Below are 20868 nucleotides of genomic sequence, written 5' to 3'. Positions count from 1 at the left end.
AGACACAAAATAACATAGATGAAGCAAATAACTAATTTAAAAGAGCATTGCTTTTTGAACAATGCCATAAACGATGACTTTGTTGGCATTAGAAGCAAAAATAATAAGTTGCAAATTTGCTTTCCACTAGGTTTTGATTTAGATGATGAAAATATAAGAGCTGACATTAGAAAGCTCTTATCCGTGCTTTTAAAATTTAATAAATCCCATACCAAAATACACTTTACTGATACTAATAACGATCAAATAGAACAAACCTTTCCAATCATCGCTTATAAAAATGTCATAGAGTATTTTTTGGCCCACAGCTACTACATGGAACGAGAAGCCATTTATCAAACCGCCACAAAAGGTAAGATAAATTTTGCTAGAACAATTAAGAAAAATTGCCCTTTGGTTCAAAAAAATGGTTCTTTCGTTTATACAGAGTTTCAAACCAAGAAAAATCAAACAAATGAAAACGAACTAATTACAGCCATAAATAGATATTGTGTTTATGAAGCTTTTCATAAATTTGGCTTTGTTTATAACTCATTTATGCCACCAAAATTTAATCTACCAACAAGCAAAAATCACTGCCTTTATATTTTACAAAACAAACTAAACAACACTTTTGATGATAAAAAGCGACTGCTTTTTAGCTCTATGAAAGATATGCTTTTACAAAACGACAATGAACTAAAAGAAAATGAGTTTAAATTTGGTACTACTAAATTTTATGCGATTTGGGAAAAAATGATAGATAGCGCATTTGGAATTGCTGATAAGAATATATACTTTCCAAAAACGAAGTGGGAACTAAGATATACAAAAGATAAAGATAATAGCTCATTACAGCCAGATACCATTATGATTTATGACGATAAAATTTATATTTTAGATGCAAAATACTATAAATATGGTGTTAATTTAAAAGGGCTACCACAAAGCAGTGATATAACAAAGCAAGTAGCTTATGGCGAATATACAGCCTATATTATAAAGAGCAAAAACAGTTATGATACAAGCAATATTTACAATGCTTTTTTGATGCCTTACAATAAAAATAATAACAAATTTAGCACCGCAATAAATGGTAAATTTAAGAATATCGGCAAAGCTATAATGGAATGGAAAAATGGCACAAATTATTTAATAGTGCAAGGAATTTTAGTAGATACTAGATTTTTGATTTTTAACTATGACAAGATGAACAACGAGAATAAAAAATTACTAGTTGAGGCTATACAAAATATAATTTAGGTGCGTTTGCTACATAATATCTGTATATTTCCTTTGCTTTTTCTGCGCTCATATTACTAGACTTTATAAGTCTATCAAATATTGCATTTTGATGATATCTATTGACGATAAAACCAGACCTGCAGAGTTTATAGAGTCAAATATCTTTTGTTCGTCTTCATTTTCATCTAAATTTATAACAACCCATAACTTCATCTCTAATATATAGTCCAAGAAACGAACAATATCGCTGCTTTCTAAATTACTATTTTTTAATCTTTCAGAAAAATATTTATAGCAAGCAAGTAATTTACCATCATCTTTTGACTCACATACTTCAGAATAATCTTTAGCATTTATAATGGCCTCAAAAGAAGATCTATTTATATGAGAATGTTTTATTTTTGGATTTTTATATTTTGTGGGCTCTGCGTACAAAAAACCTACATAATCAACAAGTCTATCTTCATCCAATAAATCATAAATAGACTTAACTAAAATAGAAAAAGTCTTTAATCTTTGTTGTCCATCTATTAGGCTTCTACGACTTCCTTCTACCATTGAGCTCGGTAATTGTTTTAATATAATTGAACCAAGAAAATGCAATCTTTGCTCCTTAAAGCCATTAAGAAGATCATTAAAAAGCTGCTCCCACTGAACCTTACTCCAAACATAAGGACGCTGAAAAAATGGAATTTCTATATTATTTTCATCTCGCATAAAACCAAAACTACCCTCCTCTGCATTCACAAGCTCTCTTTTTTAAAAAATTAATTAGCTATATCATTTTTTACAAAGTAAATATGTTAAAGATAACAGACAAAAAATTGTCTTATAAACTCATTACAATTACCAAAATTTCTTTAAAAGGATCAAAATGCAAGAGAAGATAGATAAGATCAAAAAGATCATCGCAAAGGCCGATGCGGTTATCATCACAGCAGGTGCTGGCATGGGTGTGGATAGTGGATTGCCTGATTTTAGGGGAGATGTGGGATTTTGGAGGGCGTATCCACTTTTAAGGGATAAAAATTTAAGCTTTGAAGATATGGCAAATCCGCAGTGGTTTTTAGATGATCCAAGGCTAGCATGGGCATTTTATGGTCACAGGCTAAATTTATACAAAAACACAGAGCCTCACGAGGGATTTGGACTGCTTTTAGATCTTGTAAAAAGCAAAAACGAAAACTACTTCATCTATACTTCAAACGTAGATGGTCACTTTGCTAAGGCTGGCTTTAGCGAAGAGAAAATTTATGAGTGCCACGGCTCTATCCACTACTCTCAGTGCATACACAAGCGTGATGGCGCTATATGGCAAACTTGTAGCGATATCAAAGTAGATGAAGAGAAATTTGTCGCTTTAGATATGCCAGTTTGCCCAGAGTGTGGCTGCGTGAGCCGCCCAAATATCGTGATGTTTTACGACTGGATGGTAAATACAAGGCGCATAAACGAGCAATATAAAAGATATGAAACGTGGCTGGAGCAAAACAAAGATAGCCGCTTTGTGATCATAGAGCTAGGCGCTGGGCTTGCGGTGCCAACAATTAGAAATTTTGGTGAGAAATTTGTTAAACGCTCAAAAAAAGCAACGCTTATCCGCATAAACCCACGAGATAACTACATCTCGCAGTATTTCGGCATAAGTCTAAAATGTGGCGCACTAGATGGCCTTAGGCAGATATTATGCTAGAAAAGACATCCTCTAGTCCTAATTTGGATATAATCCCCAAACTAGGAGAGCAAATGAAACCCATCATAACCAAACAAGAAAACAGCAAATTTGAACGCATAAATTTTATAGCCCTAAAGCTAAGAGAGAGACCGCACACGATAAAAGAGCTAACAGCCATGCTTGGAGTGACCTCAAAGACCATCCAGCGCGACCTTTACGACACGTTAAGAGAGTATGGCGCCGTCAAAAAGGGGCATTACTGGAGTCTAAACGACGAGGACGCGAACGACGGACTAGACGGCGATGATAGAGTGGTGCTAAACATCCTTGATAACGTGGCAAAAAACATGGGCTCAAATTTTTACAGCAAGGCTCACGTGCTTTTAGAGCAAATTTCTCAGCAGCTAAATCACCCGATACTTACAAACATAAACAACGAAAAGCTAAGCGAGGAGGATCTTGTAAATTTTCAAACGCTTGAGGATGCTATAAGAGAAAAAGTGGAGATAACATGCACGTATAATGGCTTTGAGTTTCTTGTAAAGCCTCTAAAGCTGGCACTTTTTGAGGGATTTTGGTATCTGCTCTTGCTTGATAGCAAAAAGGGCAATAAATTTAAGAAATTTCACCTAAAAAGCATAAAAGATATAAAGCATAGCGGGGATAAATTTGAGCTAAGTGGCGAGCTAGATGAGCGTGTAAAGGCGATGAACTCGGCCTGGGCAAACCTAGAAGCCCCAAAAACAGCAAGACTACTGCTAGCGCCAGAAGTGGCAAAATACTTCGAGCGAAAACCACACGCAAAACAGCGCATAACCGGGCAAGATAGCGACGGCTCAGTCGAGATCGAGATAGAATTTACCCACATAATGGAGATAAAACCGCTCATATACTACTACCTGCCATTTATCAAGGTGCTTGAGCCAAAAGAGCTAGCTGACGAGGTCAAAAAAGATGTTAGCGAGTATCTAAAAGAGATAAATTTCTAATCAAAGAGGCACTATGAGCGGCAACGACAAAGAAGCGCTTGAGCTTATCAGATACTACAAAAAGAGCTGGTCGCTACTGAAAAAATTTGATGATGGCTCACTTGGGCCTTGCAAAAGCGATGTGGGCGAAAATTTCATTCTTGGATATGACGAGGCACTAACGGCTGTGGATGAGCTAAAAAGAGAGCTTATGAAAAAGGGCGATGCGTCAGATATCTTTGGCGTTCAAAAGGCAGATGAATTTGAAGCTAAGCCGTAAGAGATGAAATTATAAACCTGAACAATTCTTGTATGTAAAGTAGTGTAAATTTATATAAGTTTATAATGTCTGGTTTTCTAGATTGGTTCAAATTTACTTTAAAAACATATAACTCCCAGTCAATATTAGGTAATCAATATTGACAGGGAGCTTTTATAATTACTTCCTTTTTAGCTCACTATCTAGAAAATAACCACTTACTTCTCTATCGCAGCACTCACCATCTTCATTATATTCTAGCTTGTATTTCTCTATGATACTTGAGTCAGCAAAAATTAGTGTTGCTAGCATATCTGAAATATCATAGCTATCTAGTTCATTAATATCAAAAGCAGGATCATTGGCCATTAGAAGAGCCTTATCTTTAATTGCCGCATCTTTTATCTGTTCCATGGTAATGTAATATAGTGTGCCAGATGTCATTGCGTAGTTAGATGAGCAATCCATATCTATGTCTTTATTAAATTTTGAGCCAATACAGTATAGATTATCCATATCGAAGTTCTTTTTGGTAACTCCTTTTGGTAGAGCATAACTCTCAAAAAAACCTCTTTCGATTGAGTAGGCAAAAGCATAACCTTTTGATTGTAGATCCTCTTTTTCAACCTTTCTATTAGATATAGTTGAAAGATCCTCAACAACACCAATCTCTTCAATGTTTTTATTTGTAGCCAAGGATATAGTGGATGATGCATCAATAATATATTGATGATATAATTCTTTAGTATCTTCTAGATTTTCATCTAATATATCGTAAAAAATCGAATCATCATGATCCTTAACAACCTGTTGAAATCTTTTTTCATCCTTGAAACCAATAAGCCTTTGTTCATAGGCTGTGCCACTAATCCTCAATGTCAAACTCATATTATTTCCCTTTTTTAAAAGTTGTGCCTTATTATACAATAAAATATATTTTTTAATACTAATATAAGTATTTTTATGATACGTCATTTAAGTAATATCTTAATAAAAAAACGAAAAATCTAGAGCGTGGTCTTGATAATAAGATATTTGATAGCTATTTTATTGTGCTGGACATACATTCAGATTCGAAAAGCTTTTATAATATTCTAAAAAGTGTATTAGCTAAAGATGCTAAATTTTATTTTATATGGTTTTGGATACAACTATTGAGGAATATATACTATGAAATGAATAAAAAGTAGAGAATATTAAAATTATTTTTTAATGTAGTAAAATTTTTTAAACTACTTCAATTATATAAATAAATATTTGCCTTAAGCATTTTATAAGTATTATAGTGTTAGGAGGCAGTTGTGAGCAAATCATTGATACATCGCACTTCCAAACGAAGTTTAAATTTTATTGACCTAGCCATAAAGATGCCCTATAATCATCCTAGTTTTTAAAACAAAATTTTAGCCGAAGGAGGCAATATGATCAAAATTAGTTAAAAGCAGAGGCTCTATTTAAGTTGTTAAAAGAGAACCTCTACGATAGGTTATTAGCACTCCTATTGTAATAGTTCTCTACTTTTAAACTACTTAAATAAAAACCTATCAACAACTACTATATCAGAATAAAAGGCACACTATAAGTATGCCTATTTGGTGAGATGGTTATTGCCATCTCTTGATTTTTTAAAATGACAAGAGAGGATTTAGTATGTCAAATAAAAGAGCCATTTTAAATGATTTAAAAACCATTAGAAAGAATAAGAAAAAAGAGGAGATTAGACAAGCATGTATTGAGGTCTTGTTTCCAGAAAAAGCAACACTCAAAGAGTGCAAGTTACTAATCAAAAAAAATTTTAGCGTAAAGCTATCAAATAAGGAGTTTTCCAAATGGAGGAAAGAGTATGAAGAAACAAATGCCAATCAATCCTCTGATGCATGTCATATTCTCGTACCCAAAGAAGACAAAAAAGAAGATGAGGAGCTAAGCAATGGCACTAACAATCAAGAGTAGCGATACAGCAGTTGCGGCAAATGCCGTAATTGCTCTACAAGAACATATCGAAATTGGCAATAAGGCTAGTGAAAATATTAGAAATAATATTGAACTTTTTAATCAAGCCACAGATAGCTTTGATAAAAGCTTTAAAGAAAAAATAGAGCTTATAGAGCAAGGAAGTGCTGAACTTATAAATGCGACAAAAGATATTCAAAACAACCTTAAAAATACTCTAAAAGGTGCAGACAAAACTATATCGAAGATCAACTCATCTTTTAGCTCTTTGATGAAGAAGATAGTATCTGCATTAATTGCCTTTGTATTTATAGAAGTGATCTTCTTTTTTGGCTACATGTTTTATGATAGTCATAAGACAAATGAAGCCAAATCTGCACTACAAAGCAGTCTAGATAAAGCACTTAATAACGTGTCCGATCTTAAAGACTTCATCATCCATATCTACAACCAAGATAGTCAAAAAGCTAGTGAAGATTTTACTAAATGGCTAAACAAAAATGGTGACAGCAATGTTCAGTAGTAAGCAAATTTTTCTAATAGCAAGACACATACAATGTATGACACTTCGTTTTCATACCTTGTATAATCTTACTCTGCCGAGGGCTACAATGCGAGATATAAGAAGCGTTAAAACGCTTCATCTCGCTATCACATTTTATGAAAGGATATCATATGTCAAAAAATGTCAAGGATAAGGTGCTCTCCGCAAGGATCACTTATCAACAATACGATAAGCTATCTAAAATAGCTCTAGAGTTAGATATGTCAAGATCAGAAATCATTTCCTATCTTATAGATAATGGCGCTGGAAATTCTGAATCTATAAAAAAGAAAGAGCTATATCCAGCAATCATTGCAAATTTTGCCAGACCTTTTAGCAACATCAATCAAATAGCAAAGAAACTAAATATAGCTTATAAGACTAGTGGCAATATAGATTCAAAAACGATACTGCGAGCACAAGAAGAGTTGTACAAAATTCAATCAGTCCTAACTGAAATTTTAAGCATAATAAGGAGTAACTATGATAGTTAAGATCTCAAAGGGAGAAAAAGGCATAGCTGATTATCTAAAAACTGGCAAGAAAAGAGATTCAAAGCTAACTAGAGATGAAAAAGATGATAGATTGCCACTGGCTGGAAATTTAGATCTTATAGAGATGTCTGAAAAGCACCAGATAAAGAAAAAGAACAAGAAATATAACTACTATCATATATCCTTGTCATTTACTTCAGAGGAGTGGAGCAGACTATATGAAAGTGGCAATATATATGAGCTTATAATGGATTTTTTGAAACTAACTTTCCCAAATCACGACATAGAGGAGCTACTTTTCTACGTTGAAGCTCATCTGCCTATAATCAAAGAAGAGCCATACATTCCTCGTCCAGAAGGGGCACTAGAAAATAGAACATTAAACAAGAAACATAAAAATGGCGAACCATTAAAAAGAGAGCCTCACATCCATCTAATAGTCTCTTTTGAAAATATGAAATTTACTCATAGCCTAAAAACTGGTGGAGTTATATATACAAAAGGTGCATCCAAGCAACAAGCAAAAGCTGTTATGGCTAAATCAGTAGAGAAATTTAAAAGAGTAGTTAATGACATCTTATCTAACAAGTATGGTCTAAATAATATAGAGCCTTTAAGTATGGATGAAGACCAACTAAAAAAGCAATATGAAAGCTTTAAAAGTGCAGCACAAAAGGTTAGGAAAGGCAAAGAAAAAGATACACGGATAAAGATAGAAACAGATGTGGTGATCGAGCCAAAAGCAAATACAAAAGAGCAAAATATAAGTGTTGAAGAGCTACTAGCTGATGCTAAAAATTCTACAGCTGATTATCTATTAAGAATGATAGAAGAAGATGAGAGTCTCAAAAAAGACTACTATGATAGGGCAAAGAGGCTTAATGCAGTGGATATAAGAGAATTTTTGCCTATGATCAATGCAAAATTTAACATCACCGCAAAACCTGAAATGGTAAATGACAAATATAAAGTAAGAGTGGATGGTTTTAATGGAACTTATAATCTAACTGATCTAATGTGTAAGATAGTCTATAATGGCAGAAAAGGAGCGTTATTTCACGTAGTTAATGAACTAGAGCAAATGCTTATAGAGCTTCAAGCCAATAAAAATGAGCCAAAGATAACATTAAGTGTAAGTAGTGACTTTAGCACGCCAAATAAGAACCCAAAAACTCAAGTGCTAAATAACTGGGAAATGATACAAATAGAGCCATATAACCTAAAATCGGTACTTAAAAACTATTCAGCTATATCAGTGGCAAGTTTTAAGAATAAAAATGAAGAAGATAGCGGTATTGATGGCATAACTCCTACACTTATATATGATATATATAGCCCCAAATTTACTATAAATGATGCTCAAAATTTACTGCAAAGCAAAGGGATAAAAGGCTTCATGTACCCAACCAGCTATCAAGCACCAGATACAAAAGTAGAAAAATTTAAACTCATCATACCCACAACAAAGGCTCCAAGCTTAAATGAATATGATGAATACATAAAAGAGATAACAAGAGAGCTTGGGCTATATAACATAGTAAATAACCAGAGCCTATATCCTAGTAAATTTCACTACACTCCAGTGCCAGGATCTGAACTTGTAAGCATTAGTGGAAAAACTTTGGATAATACAAGAGCCATTGAAGAGGCTGGTTTAAAAACAGATATTAATAATATGGATGTTAAAGCCTTAGAGGAAAATTTACAAAAACTAAGAATATATGAGCTTAGCTGTGAACCAAAAGATACCAACTTGCATATTAAAAGAGTAAGCTATCAAGCTATATCATCAAAGATTTCTATAAAAGAGTTAATAGAATACTTTGACGAGAGTACTGTGCTTAAAGAATATAAAAATCATCAAATACTTTCTAGCAATAGCAGCAGATATCTTTACTTGCCAGAAGAAAATATAGTCTACTCCTTTAGTCAAAATAGACTCTATACTCCGTATATCTATATCAGAGATAAATTTTATGAAGCGGCTAGAAAGATAAAAACTGGGTTTTATGATGATGATCTCATTAAAAAGTTAGGTATTACACAAAATGAATATGAAGGCTTCGTAAAAGCTATTGATGGCCATTTAGATATAAATAGATACTACTTAGCTTTTATAAATAGAACTGAAAGCTTTAAAAAATATCTATCAGATATAGCTAAGATTAACTATAAAGGCTTAATTTATAATATAAAAATATATATGAAAGATTGGCAAGATATGCAAGGCTTTAATAAGCTAAAGGAGCGTTATGAAACAGATAATATATCTCTAGCAAATGATCATATATCATTTGGCTCACTAAAAATAACAAATCAAGAGTTATATGGTCAAGGACTTGACAGTAACTTTGGAGCAGAGCAAACAAAACAACCATCAAGTGTAGCAGAACACAAAGATCAGGATGTGAAGTCAGAGTATGATGGTTTGAGAAGGTAGATTATCGTAAGCTGTTATAGAAACCAAATTATTGGCCATCTCTTACCCCATAAAACCAAACGGCAATGCAAACATATCATCATCTAGTTTCACGGACGTATCTCCGGCGTAAAAGACTATGCCTTTATCAAATTTACTTTGTAAATTCTCTTTTAAGTGGTAGATATGCCTAAAGTCATCTTTGCTGATAGTTTTTGAAGACTTAACCTCTATGGCTATGAGTTTGCCCGATATCTCAAGGATAAAGTCTATACATAAGCCGTATAGAGCAAAATTCTCTAAGAGATATAGTTTTTATGAATGCTGGGTGCATTTTAGAGTTAGTAATTTAAAAGCCAATTTGGTTACTATAGTTTTGCTCTAGTGTCAGATATCTATATGCCTATTTTGCGATATCATGCAGCTTTTCTAAAACCTTAACCATAGCTAGTGTATCTAATTTGCAATACTCCCAAAGCGCTTTTCTAACCATATCTTGTTCTGCTTTAGTCTTGTTATTTAGCTTTGCGTATTCATTCATTGCCTCTCCACCGTTATGGATTAAATCCAAATTTGCATACGCATCCTTAAAGTTAGGTACTATAGCTGGTAGAACTTTCTTTATGGATGAACTTCCGCACATTTTTGGATGGTAATAAAATTTCTTTGCAAACGGCGTCTCAAGATCTTTGATATTGCCATATATATTCATTAGGTGAGATGAAAATTGTGGAAAAAATGAGGCCAAATTTTGCACTACTCCTTTTTCAAAACTAGCATGATAAGCTAATACACAAACATCTTGTGGGATGTACTCAACTAATTTTAATGCTAATTTATATCTTGGGTCAGCTCCTGCCTCAGCTAAAAATCCAAGATGCTCCGTTTTACCATTGCCATAATCTTTATGTATAGAAAATTGAAAAGGTATCTGTTCATATGGTCTAATACCTATAAAATCTGGTACAGCTTGCTGAAACGTCTCAAAATCAAGGTGATAGAGCGGATAGCTAAGCGTGCTTAAAAACTCTCTAATCGCAGTTTTGTTTATAAATTCTTTTCCACTAATTTGGGCGTTTATCTGTATTTGCTGATTTGCATTAAAGGCATCCATCTCTTTAATGTCGGTAATATTTACTATCCCATTTTGATAAAGATCAGTTGCTTTTTGCTTATTAATTCTTGTGATATTAAATACGGAAATTTCATCAGATATATTTCTTTGCCTTTGCCAGCAGTAATTCATCCCATCACATTCATAGGGTTTAAAACAATGAGCCCCTATGTCTAAATTTGGCTCAACGTCGTCATCTATAGTCTCTTTTAATTTTTTTATGTTTTTAATAACATCGCCTTGCATGAGTGAAATTTGGTTTGTTACATCATTTATTACAAAAAGCTTATCTAGTTCTAACTTCTCGCTACGAATGTATTGATTGTTTAGATAGACTATATTGACTCGCTTTACTTCATATCCCAATGAGCTAATAACATGATATTGGATGCTGGCATCATCTATATAGACATCAGATAGGCTTGTACTACTTTTTACTTCGTTTATAATGAATTTTCCATCAATGATCTGCAATATATCTACCATCACGAGAATTTCATCAAAGCAAAATGTAGCTTCATATATTATTTTCTCACCATCTTGTATGAATTTCTTAGTTTGATCTATCTTGTCATTAAAACTACTCCCATCAAAATCTATCCTTTTGCCGCCACTAAATAGTTCACAAGCAAGCTCTCCTACCATATTCCCAGTCTCAAATATATTAGGGTCCGTATTTTGTTCTAAAACATCAGATTTATATTTTTTAAGCCATAGTGATTTTGGACACTGAAGACCTCTTACATAGAGTGATTTTGATAAAAATTTGCTACTCATTATTTGACCCTTTTGTTAAGCAATTATTATGTTTTATTTAATCTATATTTAAATAAAATAACACTGTCTTTAATTTTAGCATAAAAATAAGACATAAAAAGTCTAGAAAAATAGATAATAATTGCATTATATATTTTATTTAGAGCACGCAATGTAAGGAGAAAAAATTGAGTTTTAAAAGTATGAAGATGCATTTTCAAAATACAAAGAAATATTTTTGAAAGGTAGAAAATCTATTTTTACAAAAAAAGAAATTTTAAATAAAGACAACGTGGAGCTTCTTATTGATCATTTTGTAGAAAAATTAGACGATAGCAAGATAGAAAAAACAAAAGATAATAAAGAAGTCATTTTTGATAGAGTAGTAAAAGATCAGTTAATGGGTGCTATTACTGATGACGTGATAGACCTTATGGCTAATATTATTTGGCTTTGGAGATTGCCCCCTAGGATTGAAAAAAAAGATATGGTAACAATTATTAAGAATTTTCTAAATATTGTTGGGAAAGGAAATTTGCTTGATAATGAAAATAATGAATTTAAAACTACTTCAGTTAACGGTTTTGCTTCACCTGGCAGCTATTATTACAGCAATAAATCCTTTGAACTTGCTTATATAATAAAATTTTTAAAAAAATATTTAGAAAATGATGAAAATGACAAAGAAATAGACATTCTAAAAGAGCTTGGAAATAGTATCACGATAAACGGAAAAGAAAAAACGGCTTCGATCTATAATGCCCTGCTTCATCTTTTTAAGCCAGAAGAATACGTGCCAATAATCAGCAACGCTCACAAGGAAGCTATTGTGGCTACTTTTGAGAGCATATACTGCAAACAAGGCACTGATGATCTTGATGAAAAACTAAAAGATATAGAGAATAGACTTAAAGATGCTCTAAAAAATGAGAAAAATTTAAAGGAAAATATTTTTTATGATGATAGAGTAAAAAATATGTGGAGCGGTGGCATAGACTTTGAGTCTAAAAATATCATCCTTTACGGTGCCCCAGGTACTGGAAAAACATATCAAACCAAACAAACCATAGAGGCTAGAAAACTAATAGAAGAAAACCACGAATATAAAATAGTTCAGTTTCACCCAAGCTATAGCTACGAGGACTTCATGGACGGTGTAAAACCAACCGGTATAGAAAATGGAGCGATGAAATTTGAGCTAAAAAATGGTGTATTTAAGCAGATGTGTATTGATGCTTTTAAAAATTTAAAAAATAGCCAAGAAGGCAAAGAAGAACTCAAAAAATATTACTTCGTAGCTGATGAGATAAATAGAGCTGAGCTTTCAAGGGTCTTTGGTGAGCTACTTTTGTGTCTTGAAGAGGACAAAAGACTAAGATATGAGGGCAAAAATTTACAAGGCATGCTAGTAAAAACAGCAAATTCATCGCTTTGGGATAATGAAAAACACGCTGTTTATATAGATGAAGTCGGCGAAGGCTACTTTGGAGTGCCTGAAAATTTATACTTCATCGGCACAATGAACGATATAGATAAAAGCATAGATAGCTTTGATATGGCGCTTAGAAGAAGATTTGTTTGGAAAAGGTATGGTTGCAATTATGATGTAATAGCTGAACATTTTGATAAATCAAGCGAGGATAAACTTGAAACATATGTAGAATTTTGCAAAGATATAAATGAGTATATAACTAGCGATAAAGGATTAGGGCTGGATGACAGCTACGAACTTGGGCATTCATATTTCCTAAAACCAAAAAATTTAAGCAAAAAAGAGATAAGCAAGCTCTGGGAAGGACATATAAGCCCGCTTTTAAAAGAGTACTTAAGAACTCAGTATAGCGGTAAAGACATAGAAACTCGTTTAAATGACATGAAAACAAAGCTGATTGATAAATATGGCAATAGTAATAAATGATAATTTTTTCGGAAATTACGAGCAAGACAAAAAACTACAAAAGAAAGAAAAGACGGAATTTAGCCTGACTCTAAGTGAGTATGTGGCTAATGGTGGCAAATTTCTCTCTTTTTTGCCAGACTCCAAAGAAAAAGAAGATGAGTTTATCATTAGCACAAAAAATCAAGATGATGGGCTTTATGTGCAAGCTGGAAATTTCATAGGAAGCTTTATCCATAATGGCATAGATATAGAGATAAACTCTAGATTTTCAAATAAATTTTTAGAGCGGATGCTAAATTTTGCAAATGATATCTACGTGGATGACGTATCGCTTGGCAAATCCATAGATGCTAAGAAAAATCTGTCAAGGATCGTCATCTATTATCTCTTTATACAAGCGCTAGAGCGCGCATTTTTACTTGGACTGCCTAAAGAATATAAAGACAAAAGCTATCATGAAGCAAAGGTTATGGGCAAAGTCGATATGGCTAAATTTATAAAAAAAGATGTCCCATTTGCTGGTAAAATATCTAGCACAAATAGAGAGAGACAAGATATAGGCGATATAGTTTTGCTCTTACATAAAGCATTAAAGATAGTGCAAAAAGAGAGTAAAGAGCTGATAAAACCGGTCATAAACACTTTAAGCTATCTAAACGAGATAAGGGAGCCAAGACTTGTAACGCCTAATGTCATACACAATGCCTTAAATTCAAAAGCACTGCATAATCCAATCTACGCCCCATATAAAAAAGTCTTAGAATACGCAAAACTAATCATAGAAAACGAAGATTCTGGCACCAAAAGCAATGGTAAGCAAAATTTAGGCTTTTTGGTAGATGTGGCTGAGCTTTTTGAGATCTATATACGTAAGCTTTTGCAAAAAGAGTTTAAAGACTGGAGTGTAACTAGCCCAAAAATAGAGCTTTATAAAGATAAATTTTTTGCAAGAAAGATCATTCCTGATATAGTTATGAGTAACGGCGATAAGGTGCTCGTGCTTGATACCAAATATAAGCGTATGAGTATGCTAGGCAAGGATCAATACGGACTAGGTGATGTTGATAGAAATGACTTTTTTCAGATAAATACATATATGAGCTACTATCAAAATCAAGGCAGAAACGTAATAGCTGGCGGTCTTTTATATCCTATGAATAAATTTAGTATAGATAGATGCCATAGCCACTCTTGGTTTGAAAATTTAAATACCAAATTTATAGTAGATGGCATAGAACTTACAAATTTAAACGAACCCAGCATCGATGAGATCAAAATCAAAGAAAATGAATTTATCTCTAGAATAAAAGAGTATATTTACTAATTTAAAGACATAAAATTGTCTTAAATATATATTATAATTTCATTAATACAACTACAAAGGAGAGTAAAATGCAAAGCAATGAACTGGTTGGGCAAGTAGATAAGCTAATAGCTGATTTTAGGTTAAATAAACTAACTGATGATACGACCAAGCTTTTAAAGCAAATGCGTGATAAGACTGATAAAATAGACGATAATATACACAAAAAGATACATGTATTTTTTATGGCATTTTTACCATTAGTGTATTATCCCAATTTGGACCGGTTGAAAAATGGAGACCATGAAGCTTTTAAAGCTGTAGCTTCGGGATTAGAATTTTTAAAAACTATTATTAGGTAGTTCTAAAAATAAATTTTTGATAAAATTAAAAAATCTTATAAAGGATAGATAATGTTGAATATTTTAAATATGTTTTCTGGCGAACCTTGGTTCTCTGATGTCAAGCGCTATTTTTTGTTTTTCAATAATGAAAACGATGATACTAAGTATCATAAAAAAATAGAAAACGCCAAAAAAGAATACTCAAATATTGAAAACAATGAGCCTATTGTTTTTTTATTTGATGATACTGTTTTTGGAAGCGCAAAAAAAGGCTTCTTTTTTACCCACAAAAAAGTATACTGTGATGCTTTTACCAGCAAAGAAGGTATAAGACTTAATGATATAGATAGTATTTCTGTAAGTAATCCAATAAATCGTAAAATATTCCTAAAGAATAGTAACTGTGCAGATATGAATTATATTCATTTTACAACAAAAGACGATAAGTTTATACAAGAAATTGTCTTACCTTTCTTGTCAAAGTATATCTTGATTTCTCGACTAGTAGATGTTGCGGGTGAAGATCATAATGAATCAGAGATATTAAATAAAGCGTTCAAAATAGCTTCAGATCCTAAAAATTTAGAGTCTTTTAGTAAAACGGAGCAGGTATTTTTAAAAGAACTAAAGCCGATATCTCAGACAAAAGATGCAAAGTCTCTTTATAAAGAAAAAATCATAAGTGGAGAAATTGATCCATCAGAGTTAAGCTTTGAGGATTTTAAAGAGCAACTAAAACCAGATCCAAAAGCACTATATAAAGAAAAGATAGCAAGTGGTGAGATAGATCCTACAGAAATTAGTTTTGAGGAGTTTAAACAAAGCTTAAAACCTGACCTAAAAGCACTATATAAAGAAAAGATAGCAAGTGGTGAGATAGATCCTACAGAAATTAGTTTTGAGGAGTTTAGAATTGAATATGATGATGAAGAGGAACAATGCAATGAGAGCTACGAAGATGATATATCCTCTACAGTCCGTCTAGATTCTAATGGGCGATTACTCGGTGGAGAAATAGCAATAGGTAGGTTTGATAGCGAAAAAGCAAAGGAAATACAAGAGGCATATAATAAGATAAATGATGCTGATGAGTTTTATGATAAATTTGTGGAAATTATTGGTGCTGATAGTGGAGAGGTGTATGATATTATTACCGCAACACCAGACGATATTTGCCATGAGAATACGCCATGGATGGAGGAAGATGAGCCCATTAATTTTGAAGGTGTGGAGTGTGAACAAGGCAATGGAGAAGGTCATTCAGAGATAGACCTAAAGAAACTAGTGTCATTTAACAATAGAAGCTTAGAAAACGGTATTTACAGCATGGTTTTCTGGGGTGGAAAAAGCGTCTATTCTATAAATGTAAAAAATAAAAATATGGATGAAATAGTAGACGGCGGTATGAAATATTTAGCTCATAGTATAGAGTTATCGTTTGGCATGGGTGCTAACGAGGATGGTGTAGACTCTATGTTATCGCCAGAAGGAGGTGAAACCTATCTTTATTTACCTCAAACATTTTGGCAAAATACATCTGAAGGTGTAGCTGATGAATATGAGATTGAGGAAAATGGCGATGAGCTAGAAGTGTTGGATGACTATATTAGAACGGTAGTTATTTTTAAAGTAGATAAAAATAAAGCAACTAGGCTTTTTGTTAAAGACCTAGCTAATGATGAAGTATTTTTTAAGTAGTAAAAATATAGTTAAATTCCAGATAAGGCAGTTTATGTTTATGAGACCTTGTCTGGGTTTTTAAACAGCATTTTTAGTTTTGCTAAATAAGTATCTTTTTGAGTGTTTTTATAAAATAGACAAATGGAGAGGGACAAATAAATGTATGTTGTCAGAGATGTGCAAACTGCTATATTTAGAGTATGGGTATTCATAAAGTGGTCTGGAATACCGTTTTTGTTTGGTTTGTATATAACGCTAACAGGGATTACTTTTTTAAATTGCCCTCAAGTTATTAAAACAGCCATACTTTCATTCTATGGATTTGCATATATTTTTTTGCTAATAAAAATATATTTTGCAAATTTGACATATAAAATTAATACCAAAAATAATTTATTTACATGTCCTGCGGTTGATATTTCTAATTCCATCATAGCATTTATTATTTTGGTGCCCTTTTTTAAACTATTTTGGACACAGGATGTAGATTTGCGTGATATAGAAGGAGTATATCTTGATACACAAAGATGGTCTACAACTCACGGAGAAAAAGGTAAAAAATATACTAAAAAGCATGCTAGATATAATCTAAGTGTAACAGGTTCATTTGGCTCTCAGTCGCTTACGTTTCTAAGTAGACAAAAACGAGATGAGGTCAGAAATGCATTAATTCAAGGCATGAAACACTGTGGCAAAAAAAATATTAGACAGGATATAGAGGTGGCATAATGAAGTTATTTGTTGTTTTTCTAGTTATGTTTTTAATAGTAACGCCTTTTTATTTTTATAATTACGTAACTGTTCCCGGAAAAAATCAAAAATATTTTGTAGAAAATATGAACACTTGGAATATAACCAATCAAGATTTGGTTGATATTGGTATTTCTGATTTGGCATTAAAATCGCACTATATGGAGTTAGATAAACAAGATATGGAAAAATTTAAAAAATTGATATCAGAACGTAATGCTACTAAGACTAAATAAGACAACTCTTTGAAAACGCTGTTTAAGTATTGTATCAATTAAAATTCATATAAAAATTACCTATTTGCCATTGTCTATTTATATAAAGAGATTTTTTAAAATAAACTGATCATTAAAGTAGGCTGTGTCTTATTTTTTATCTATGATAGTCGCATAGGTATAAGTGTTACTATAGATTACGTGTTGTAGTACATTAATCGCAAAATTTGCTAGGTACTTATCTCATCTAACGCATTCAAAGTCGTTTGTTGCTAGCTATCCTATGTTGCTTATCATAAACCACTTCTTCATATAAAGACCTTTCTTGTAATAGCTTGGTGATAGCTCGTTCATATTGTTGCTTTTGGTAGGAGTAGCCTTTGCTATAAATAAATTTTGATTAGTAGATTTAAAATAGATGTAAAAATTTGGATTAAACATGCAGGTGTGCAGTTATAATTTGGAAAATTTCACCAAAACTCGAAATATGAACTCTAGAATTTGTATTAATTGCACAGTTATATATGATTAGTTTTTGTTGTTTTATAAAAAAACGTGCTAAAATTACTGCAAGCTTAAAAATTTGCTACATAAAATTTTGTTTTGCTACAAACATTAAGCTATATTTAATGAAAGGTGACTGCAATATAATATTGTAGAAACATCGTAGTTTAGGTATTTATGGTGTCACGGGGGAGACTTGAACTCCCGACCTCCGGCTTATGAGACCAGCGCTCTAACCAGCTGAGCTACCGTGACAACTTAAAATAAGTTTTGGATTATACAACCTAAGAACTTATTTTTAGCTAAAATTTATCTCACACAAATTTATAGATATAAAAATCAAATTTGACTGCAAAAGCAGCCAAATTTATTTAAGCTTTTTTAGTGAAAAATCCAACGTAAATAGCGTAGATAAAGCCGATCACTACGGCATACGGGGCATAAGGTGTGATGCCAGCTCCTGAGCTTGCTAAGATAAAGTTATGACTTATAGCAGCTCCAGCTCCCATGCCTAAAACAAATACAGCTGAGCTTAAATTTCCAGCTCCCATTTGCACTAGATGTTTGCCAGGGCAGCCGTAGCTTAGACTAAAGCAAAGGCCAGCGAGCGTCATACCTAAGAAATTCCAAAGCATATCATTGTGAGCGATAGGTTGTCCTTCAAAGCCAAATTTGTATTGATTTAGCACTAAATTTGTGATGCTTGCAAAAAGGACGATAGAGACTATACCATAAAACATCGAAAAGTCACGCTCAAAAATTTTGCTGATAGCGCCTACTGAGCAAAATTTACTTCTTTGCATAAATGCGCCGATGATGATGGCACAAATAAGAGAGATAAATAAATTTGCATGCTGTGAGCCTGGACCTTTTTCTGAGCTAAATAATGCGCCATTTTCGCCAAGTTTTAGACCAAAGATAAGTGCCAGTAAAAGCAAAATAGCAATAATTAGTGGTAAAAACCCTATCGCCTTTGCAGTGGTTTCATTTTCAGGTAAAACGTAGCCATTTTTCTTAAAAGCTCGTCCCACAAAGACACCAGCAAACAAGCCAACAACGCCAGCAATAGCGGTCATATCTCCACCTCCAAGGCGCAAAAACGCCCTCCAAGGGCAGCCTAAAAATATGAGGCAGCCTATCATCGCAAACACGCCTAAGAAAAACCTAGAAAATGCCGCGCTACCAGATACTGGAGTGAAATTTCTACTCCAAAGCATGCTAGCTAGAAAGCCTCCGATGATAAGCCCTAAAATTTCAGGTCTTAGATACTGCACGACTTTGGCCTGGTGAAAGCCAAGCGCACCCATGCTATCTCGTAAAAAGCAAGCCGCGCAAACGCCCATATTTGCTGGGTTGCCAAAATGAACGAGCACCGGACCAAGTATGCCAAGGCTCGCACCTGCGATGATGTAAAGTAGTGTTTTGTTCATGTAAATTCCTGTGTAAGGGTAAAACCAGACTGGTTTCTTAAACGACATTTTAATAATCATTAAATAAAACAAAGATTAATTTTTTGTAAAACAGAAGTGGCTAAAATATGCAAAAATTTCATAAAAAGGACAAATAATGAAAGATTTTATGAGCTATGCAGATAGCCTGAAAATTCTAAAAGATACAATAAATGCGTGGGAAAAGGTCGAAAAAGTAGCCATTACAGATGCGCTTGATAGAAATATCGCCTACGATGTGAAAGCTACGGAGAACTATCCAGCAAAGCCAGTTTCGGCGATGGATGGCTACGCTTTTGCCTTTAAAGATGGCCTAAACGAGCTTGAGCTCATCACCGATCTGCCAGCAGGTAGTGACAAAGGGCTACATGTAGAGGGCAGCAAATGCGTCAAAACCTTCACCGGCTCGCTAATGAGCGAAGGTACTGATACTCTTGTGCCAGTTGAAAATGTCGAGGTAAGCGGCTCAAAAATAATCATCAAAAAGAGCGTGCCAAAGGGTTTTGCCGTGCGAGCAGTGGGTGAGAGCTATAAAAAAGGCGAAATTTTAATAAAAAAAGGCACACGTCTAACTTACGCTGAGATCGCGCTTCTTGCCGAGCTTGGCGTCTTTCACGTAAGCGTCTTCATCCGCCCAAGAGTGGCGATACTTGCAACTGGTAGCGAGATAAAAGACCTTGGCGAGCCTCTTGATAGTCCAGCGCAAATTCACAGCTCAAACCACGTAGGTATCGCTATGCAGATACGTAAAATGGGCGCGGAGCCGATCCTTTGTGAGATCGTAAGAGATAAGGCCGAGCTTGTTGAAAAAGCGATCATAAATGCACTAAAATCAGCCGATATCTTGGTGACGACTGGTGGTATCAGCATGGGAGACTATGACTTTGTAAAGGGCGCTTTAAATGAAAACTTTAAGCTCATCATCGAAGGCGCTGCGATAAAACCAGGCCGCCACATCAGAGTGGCAAAATCAGGCGATAAATACATCTTTGCGCTGCCGGGATTTCCGTATTCGGCGATGGTTATGTGCGTGCTTTATGTAAGAGTGCTTATAAACACTTGGTTTAGTCAAGAAGAGCCAAAGATCACGGCGATAATGGACGAAGACTACAAAAAACGCTCGCCATTTTTGGAATTTACAGCGGTAAATTTAGAAAACAGAGATGGCAAGATCTTTGTAAATTTAAACGGTAAAAAGCTAGGCAGCTCAGCGATCGTAAATAACCTAACAAACGAAGCTGCACTGCTTATCATCCCAAAAGAGACAGAATTTATCGCAAAAGGTGAAGTGGTAGAAGTTTTAAAGATGCCTTGCTAA

Annotated in this window: 20 protein-coding genes and 1 tRNA gene; 15 read left to right on the top strand and 6 right to left on the bottom strand. The window is 33.7% G+C overall.

From position 1 onward, the window contains the following. The first annotated feature begins 27 nt into the window (after positions 1–27). Positions 28–1242: an LlaJI family restriction endonuclease gene (locus tag CVS81_RS02970; RefSeq protein WP_107965055.1), complete on the top strand. Its 1215-nt coding sequence runs from the start codon at positions 28–30 to the stop codon at positions 1240–1242. 63 nt (positions 1243–1305) lie between these two features. On the opposite strand, the gene CVS81_RS02965 is transcribed toward CVS81_RS02970, so the two are convergent. Continuing rightward, positions 1306–1971, bottom strand: coding sequence for a DUF262 domain-containing protein (locus CVS81_RS02965; RefSeq protein WP_107965035.1), 666 nt, complete (start codon positions 1969–1971; stop codon positions 1306–1308). A gap of 127 nt (positions 1972–2098) precedes the next feature. Here CVS81_RS02965 and CVS81_RS02960 point away from each other — a divergent pair, with 127 nt between their 5' ends. The 3 genes from CVS81_RS02960 to CVS81_RS02950 are packed head-to-tail and all read left to right on the top strand — an operon-like array spanning position 2099 to position 4147. Next, positions 2099–2917, top strand: a complete 819-nt coding sequence (locus tag CVS81_RS02960) for an SIR2 family NAD-dependent protein deacylase (protein WP_107965034.1) — start codon at positions 2099–2101, stop codon at positions 2915–2917. A gap of 53 nt (positions 2918–2970) precedes the next feature. Beyond that, on the top strand, positions 2971–3888 hold the full coding sequence (locus CVS81_RS02955) for a helix-turn-helix transcriptional regulator (protein WP_107965033.1): 918 nt from the start codon (positions 2971–2973) through the stop codon (positions 3886–3888). Positions 3889–3901: 13 nt separating this feature from the next. Beyond that, the gene (locus CVS81_RS02950; RefSeq protein WP_199907140.1) at positions 3902–4147 is read left to right on the top strand and encodes a hypothetical protein; all 246 of its coding nucleotides are present in this window, start codon (positions 3902–3904) and stop codon (positions 4145–4147) included. Positions 4148–4306: 159 nt separating this feature from the next. Here CVS81_RS02950 and CVS81_RS02945 read toward each other — a convergent pair whose 3' ends face one another. Then, a complete protein-coding gene (locus CVS81_RS02945) occupies positions 4307–5014 on the bottom strand; it encodes a hypothetical protein (RefSeq protein ID WP_107965032.1) in 708 nt (235 codons plus the stop codon). Between the two features lie 762 nt (positions 5015–5776). Here CVS81_RS02945 and CVS81_RS02940 point away from each other — a divergent pair. From CVS81_RS02940 to CVS81_RS02925, 4 genes are all read left to right on the top strand, one after another. Beyond that, complete coding sequence (locus CVS81_RS02940; RefSeq protein ID WP_107965031.1) at positions 5777–6079, top strand: hypothetical protein; 303 nt, start codon at positions 5777–5779, stop codon at positions 6077–6079. After that, positions 6057–6602, top strand: a complete 546-nt coding sequence (locus CVS81_RS02935) for a hypothetical protein (protein ID WP_107965030.1) — start codon at positions 6057–6059, stop codon at positions 6600–6602. The genes CVS81_RS02940 and CVS81_RS02935 overlap by 23 nt, the downstream gene beginning before the upstream one ends. Before the next feature lie 152 nt (positions 6603–6754). Continuing rightward, positions 6755–7117: a plasmid mobilization relaxosome protein MobC gene (locus CVS81_RS02930; RefSeq protein WP_103617925.1), complete on the top strand. Its 363-nt coding sequence runs from the start codon at positions 6755–6757 to the stop codon at positions 7115–7117. Beyond that, positions 7107–9557 carry an aminotransferase gene (locus tag CVS81_RS02925; protein WP_107965029.1) on the top strand — a complete coding sequence of 817 codons (2451 nt, stop codon included), beginning with the start codon at positions 7107–7109 and terminating at the stop codon, positions 9555–9557. The genes CVS81_RS02930 and CVS81_RS02925 overlap by 11 nt, the downstream gene beginning before the upstream one ends. A 382-nt stretch (positions 9558–9939) precedes the next feature. Here the strand turns inward: CVS81_RS02925 and CVS81_RS02915 are convergent, their stop codons facing one another. Beyond that, the gene (locus CVS81_RS02915) at positions 9940–11427 is read right to left on the bottom strand and encodes a DUF2779 domain-containing protein (protein WP_234399508.1); all 1488 of its coding nucleotides are present in this window, start codon (positions 11425–11427) and stop codon (positions 9940–9942) included. Between the two features lie 217 nt (positions 11428–11644). On the opposite strand from CVS81_RS02915, the gene CVS81_RS02910 reads away from it, so the two are divergent. The 6 genes from CVS81_RS02910 to CVS81_RS02885 all read left to right on the top strand — a co-directional run bounded on the left by CVS81_RS02910 (position 11645) and on the right by CVS81_RS02885 (position 17619). After that, positions 11645–13324 carry an McrB family protein gene (locus CVS81_RS02910; protein ID WP_107965028.1) on the top strand — a complete coding sequence of 560 codons (1680 nt, stop codon included), beginning with the start codon at positions 11645–11647 and terminating at the stop codon, positions 13322–13324. Continuing rightward, the gene (locus tag CVS81_RS02905) at positions 13305–14630 is read left to right on the top strand and encodes an McrC family protein (RefSeq protein ID WP_159070953.1); all 1326 of its coding nucleotides are present in this window, start codon (positions 13305–13307) and stop codon (positions 14628–14630) included. The genes CVS81_RS02910 and CVS81_RS02905 overlap by 20 nt, the downstream gene beginning before the upstream one ends. A gap of 68 nt (positions 14631–14698) precedes the next feature. After that, complete coding sequence (locus tag CVS81_RS02900) at positions 14699–14971, top strand: hypothetical protein (RefSeq protein ID WP_103596513.1); 273 nt, start codon at positions 14699–14701, stop codon at positions 14969–14971. A 51-nt stretch (positions 14972–15022) separates the two neighbouring features. Then, the gene (locus tag CVS81_RS02895; RefSeq protein WP_107965026.1) at positions 15023–16651 is read left to right on the top strand and encodes a hypothetical protein; all 1629 of its coding nucleotides are present in this window, start codon (positions 15023–15025) and stop codon (positions 16649–16651) included. A gap of 141 nt (positions 16652–16792) precedes the next feature. Continuing rightward, positions 16793–17362, top strand: a complete 570-nt coding sequence (locus CVS81_RS02890; RefSeq protein WP_107965025.1) for a GTP-binding protein — start codon at positions 16793–16795, stop codon at positions 17360–17362. Beyond that, entirely contained in the window at positions 17362–17619 is a 258-nt protein-coding gene (locus CVS81_RS02885) for a hypothetical protein (RefSeq protein ID WP_103596516.1), read from the top strand. The genes CVS81_RS02890 and CVS81_RS02885 overlap by 1 nt, the downstream gene beginning before the upstream one ends. Positions 17620–17874: 255 nt before the next feature. Here CVS81_RS02885 and CVS81_RS09735 read toward each other — a convergent pair whose 3' ends face one another. From CVS81_RS09735 to yedE, 3 genes are all read right to left on the bottom strand, one after another. Further along, positions 17875–18039 carry a hypothetical protein gene (locus tag CVS81_RS09735; protein ID WP_159070952.1) on the bottom strand — a complete coding sequence of 55 codons (165 nt, stop codon included), beginning with the start codon at positions 18037–18039 and terminating at the stop codon, positions 17875–17877. Positions 18040–18280: 241 nt separating this feature from the next. Continuing rightward, positions 18281–18357 (bottom strand) — tRNA-Met (locus CVS81_RS02880). Between the two features lie 116 nt (positions 18358–18473). Beyond that, on the bottom strand, positions 18474–19532 hold the full coding sequence (yedE, locus tag CVS81_RS02875) for a YedE family putative selenium transporter (RefSeq protein ID WP_107965024.1): 1059 nt from the start codon (positions 19530–19532) through the stop codon (positions 18474–18476). A 136-nt stretch (positions 19533–19668) separates the two neighbouring features. Here yedE and CVS81_RS02870 point away from each other — a divergent pair, with 136 nt between their 5' ends. After that, positions 19669–20868 carry a molybdopterin molybdotransferase MoeA gene (locus tag CVS81_RS02870; protein ID WP_107965023.1) on the top strand — a complete coding sequence of 400 codons (1200 nt, stop codon included), beginning with the start codon at positions 19669–19671 and terminating at the stop codon, positions 20866–20868.

It is taken from the genome of Campylobacter concisus (assembly GCF_003049065.1).
Lineage (GTDB): Bacteria > Campylobacterota > Campylobacteria > Campylobacterales > Campylobacteraceae > Campylobacter_A > Campylobacter_A concisus_BE.
The sequence above is the reverse complement of the archived record's forward strand: the minus strand, read 5'-3'. Positions and strand labels throughout refer to the sequence as shown.

Coding starts and splice junctions, on each gene's coding strand:
- CVS81_RS02960 (WP_107965034.1), top strand. CDS start 2,099: ATGCAAGAGAAGATAGATAAGATCAAAAAGATCATCGCAAAGGCCGAT.
- CVS81_RS02955 (WP_107965033.1), top strand. CDS start 2,971: ATGAAACCCATCATAACCAAACAAGAAAACAGCAAATTTGAACGCATA.
- CVS81_RS02950 (WP_199907140.1), top strand. CDS start 3,902: ATGAGCGGCAACGACAAAGAAGCGCTTGAGCTTATCAGATACTACAAA.
- CVS81_RS02945 (WP_107965032.1), bottom strand. CDS start 5,014: ATGAGTTTGACATTGAGGATTAGTGGCACAGCCTATGAACAAAGGCTT.
- CVS81_RS02940 (WP_107965031.1), top strand. CDS start 5,777: ATGTCAAATAAAAGAGCCATTTTAAATGATTTAAAAACCATTAGAAAG.
- CVS81_RS02935 (WP_107965030.1), top strand. CDS start 6,057: ATGGCACTAACAATCAAGAGTAGCGATACAGCAGTTGCGGCAAATGCC.
- CVS81_RS02930 (WP_103617925.1), top strand. CDS start 6,755: ATGTCAAAAAATGTCAAGGATAAGGTGCTCTCCGCAAGGATCACTTAT.
- CVS81_RS02925 (WP_107965029.1), top strand. CDS start 7,107: ATGATAGTTAAGATCTCAAAGGGAGAAAAAGGCATAGCTGATTATCTA.
- CVS81_RS02915 (WP_234399508.1), bottom strand. CDS start 11,427: ATGAGTAGCAAATTTTTATCAAAATCACTCTATGTAAGAGGTCTTCAG.
- CVS81_RS02905 (WP_159070953.1), top strand. CDS start 13,305: ATGGCAATAGTAATAAATGATAATTTTTTCGGAAATTACGAGCAAGAC.
- CVS81_RS02900 (WP_103596513.1), top strand. CDS start 14,699: ATGCAAAGCAATGAACTGGTTGGGCAAGTAGATAAGCTAATAGCTGAT.
- CVS81_RS02895 (WP_107965026.1), top strand. CDS start 15,023: ATGTTGAATATTTTAAATATGTTTTCTGGCGAACCTTGGTTCTCTGAT.
- CVS81_RS02890 (WP_107965025.1), top strand. CDS start 16,793: ATGTATGTTGTCAGAGATGTGCAAACTGCTATATTTAGAGTATGGGTA.
- CVS81_RS02885 (WP_103596516.1), top strand. CDS start 17,362: ATGAAGTTATTTGTTGTTTTTCTAGTTATGTTTTTAATAGTAACGCCT.
- CVS81_RS09735 (WP_159070952.1), bottom strand. CDS start 18,039: ATGTTTAATCCAAATTTTTACATCTATTTTAAATCTACTAATCAAAAT.
- yedE (WP_107965024.1), bottom strand. CDS start 19,532: ATGAACAAAACACTACTTTACATCATCGCAGGTGCGAGCCTTGGCATA.
- CVS81_RS02870 (WP_107965023.1), top strand. CDS start 19,669: ATGAAAGATTTTATGAGCTATGCAGATAGCCTGAAAATTCTAAAAGAT.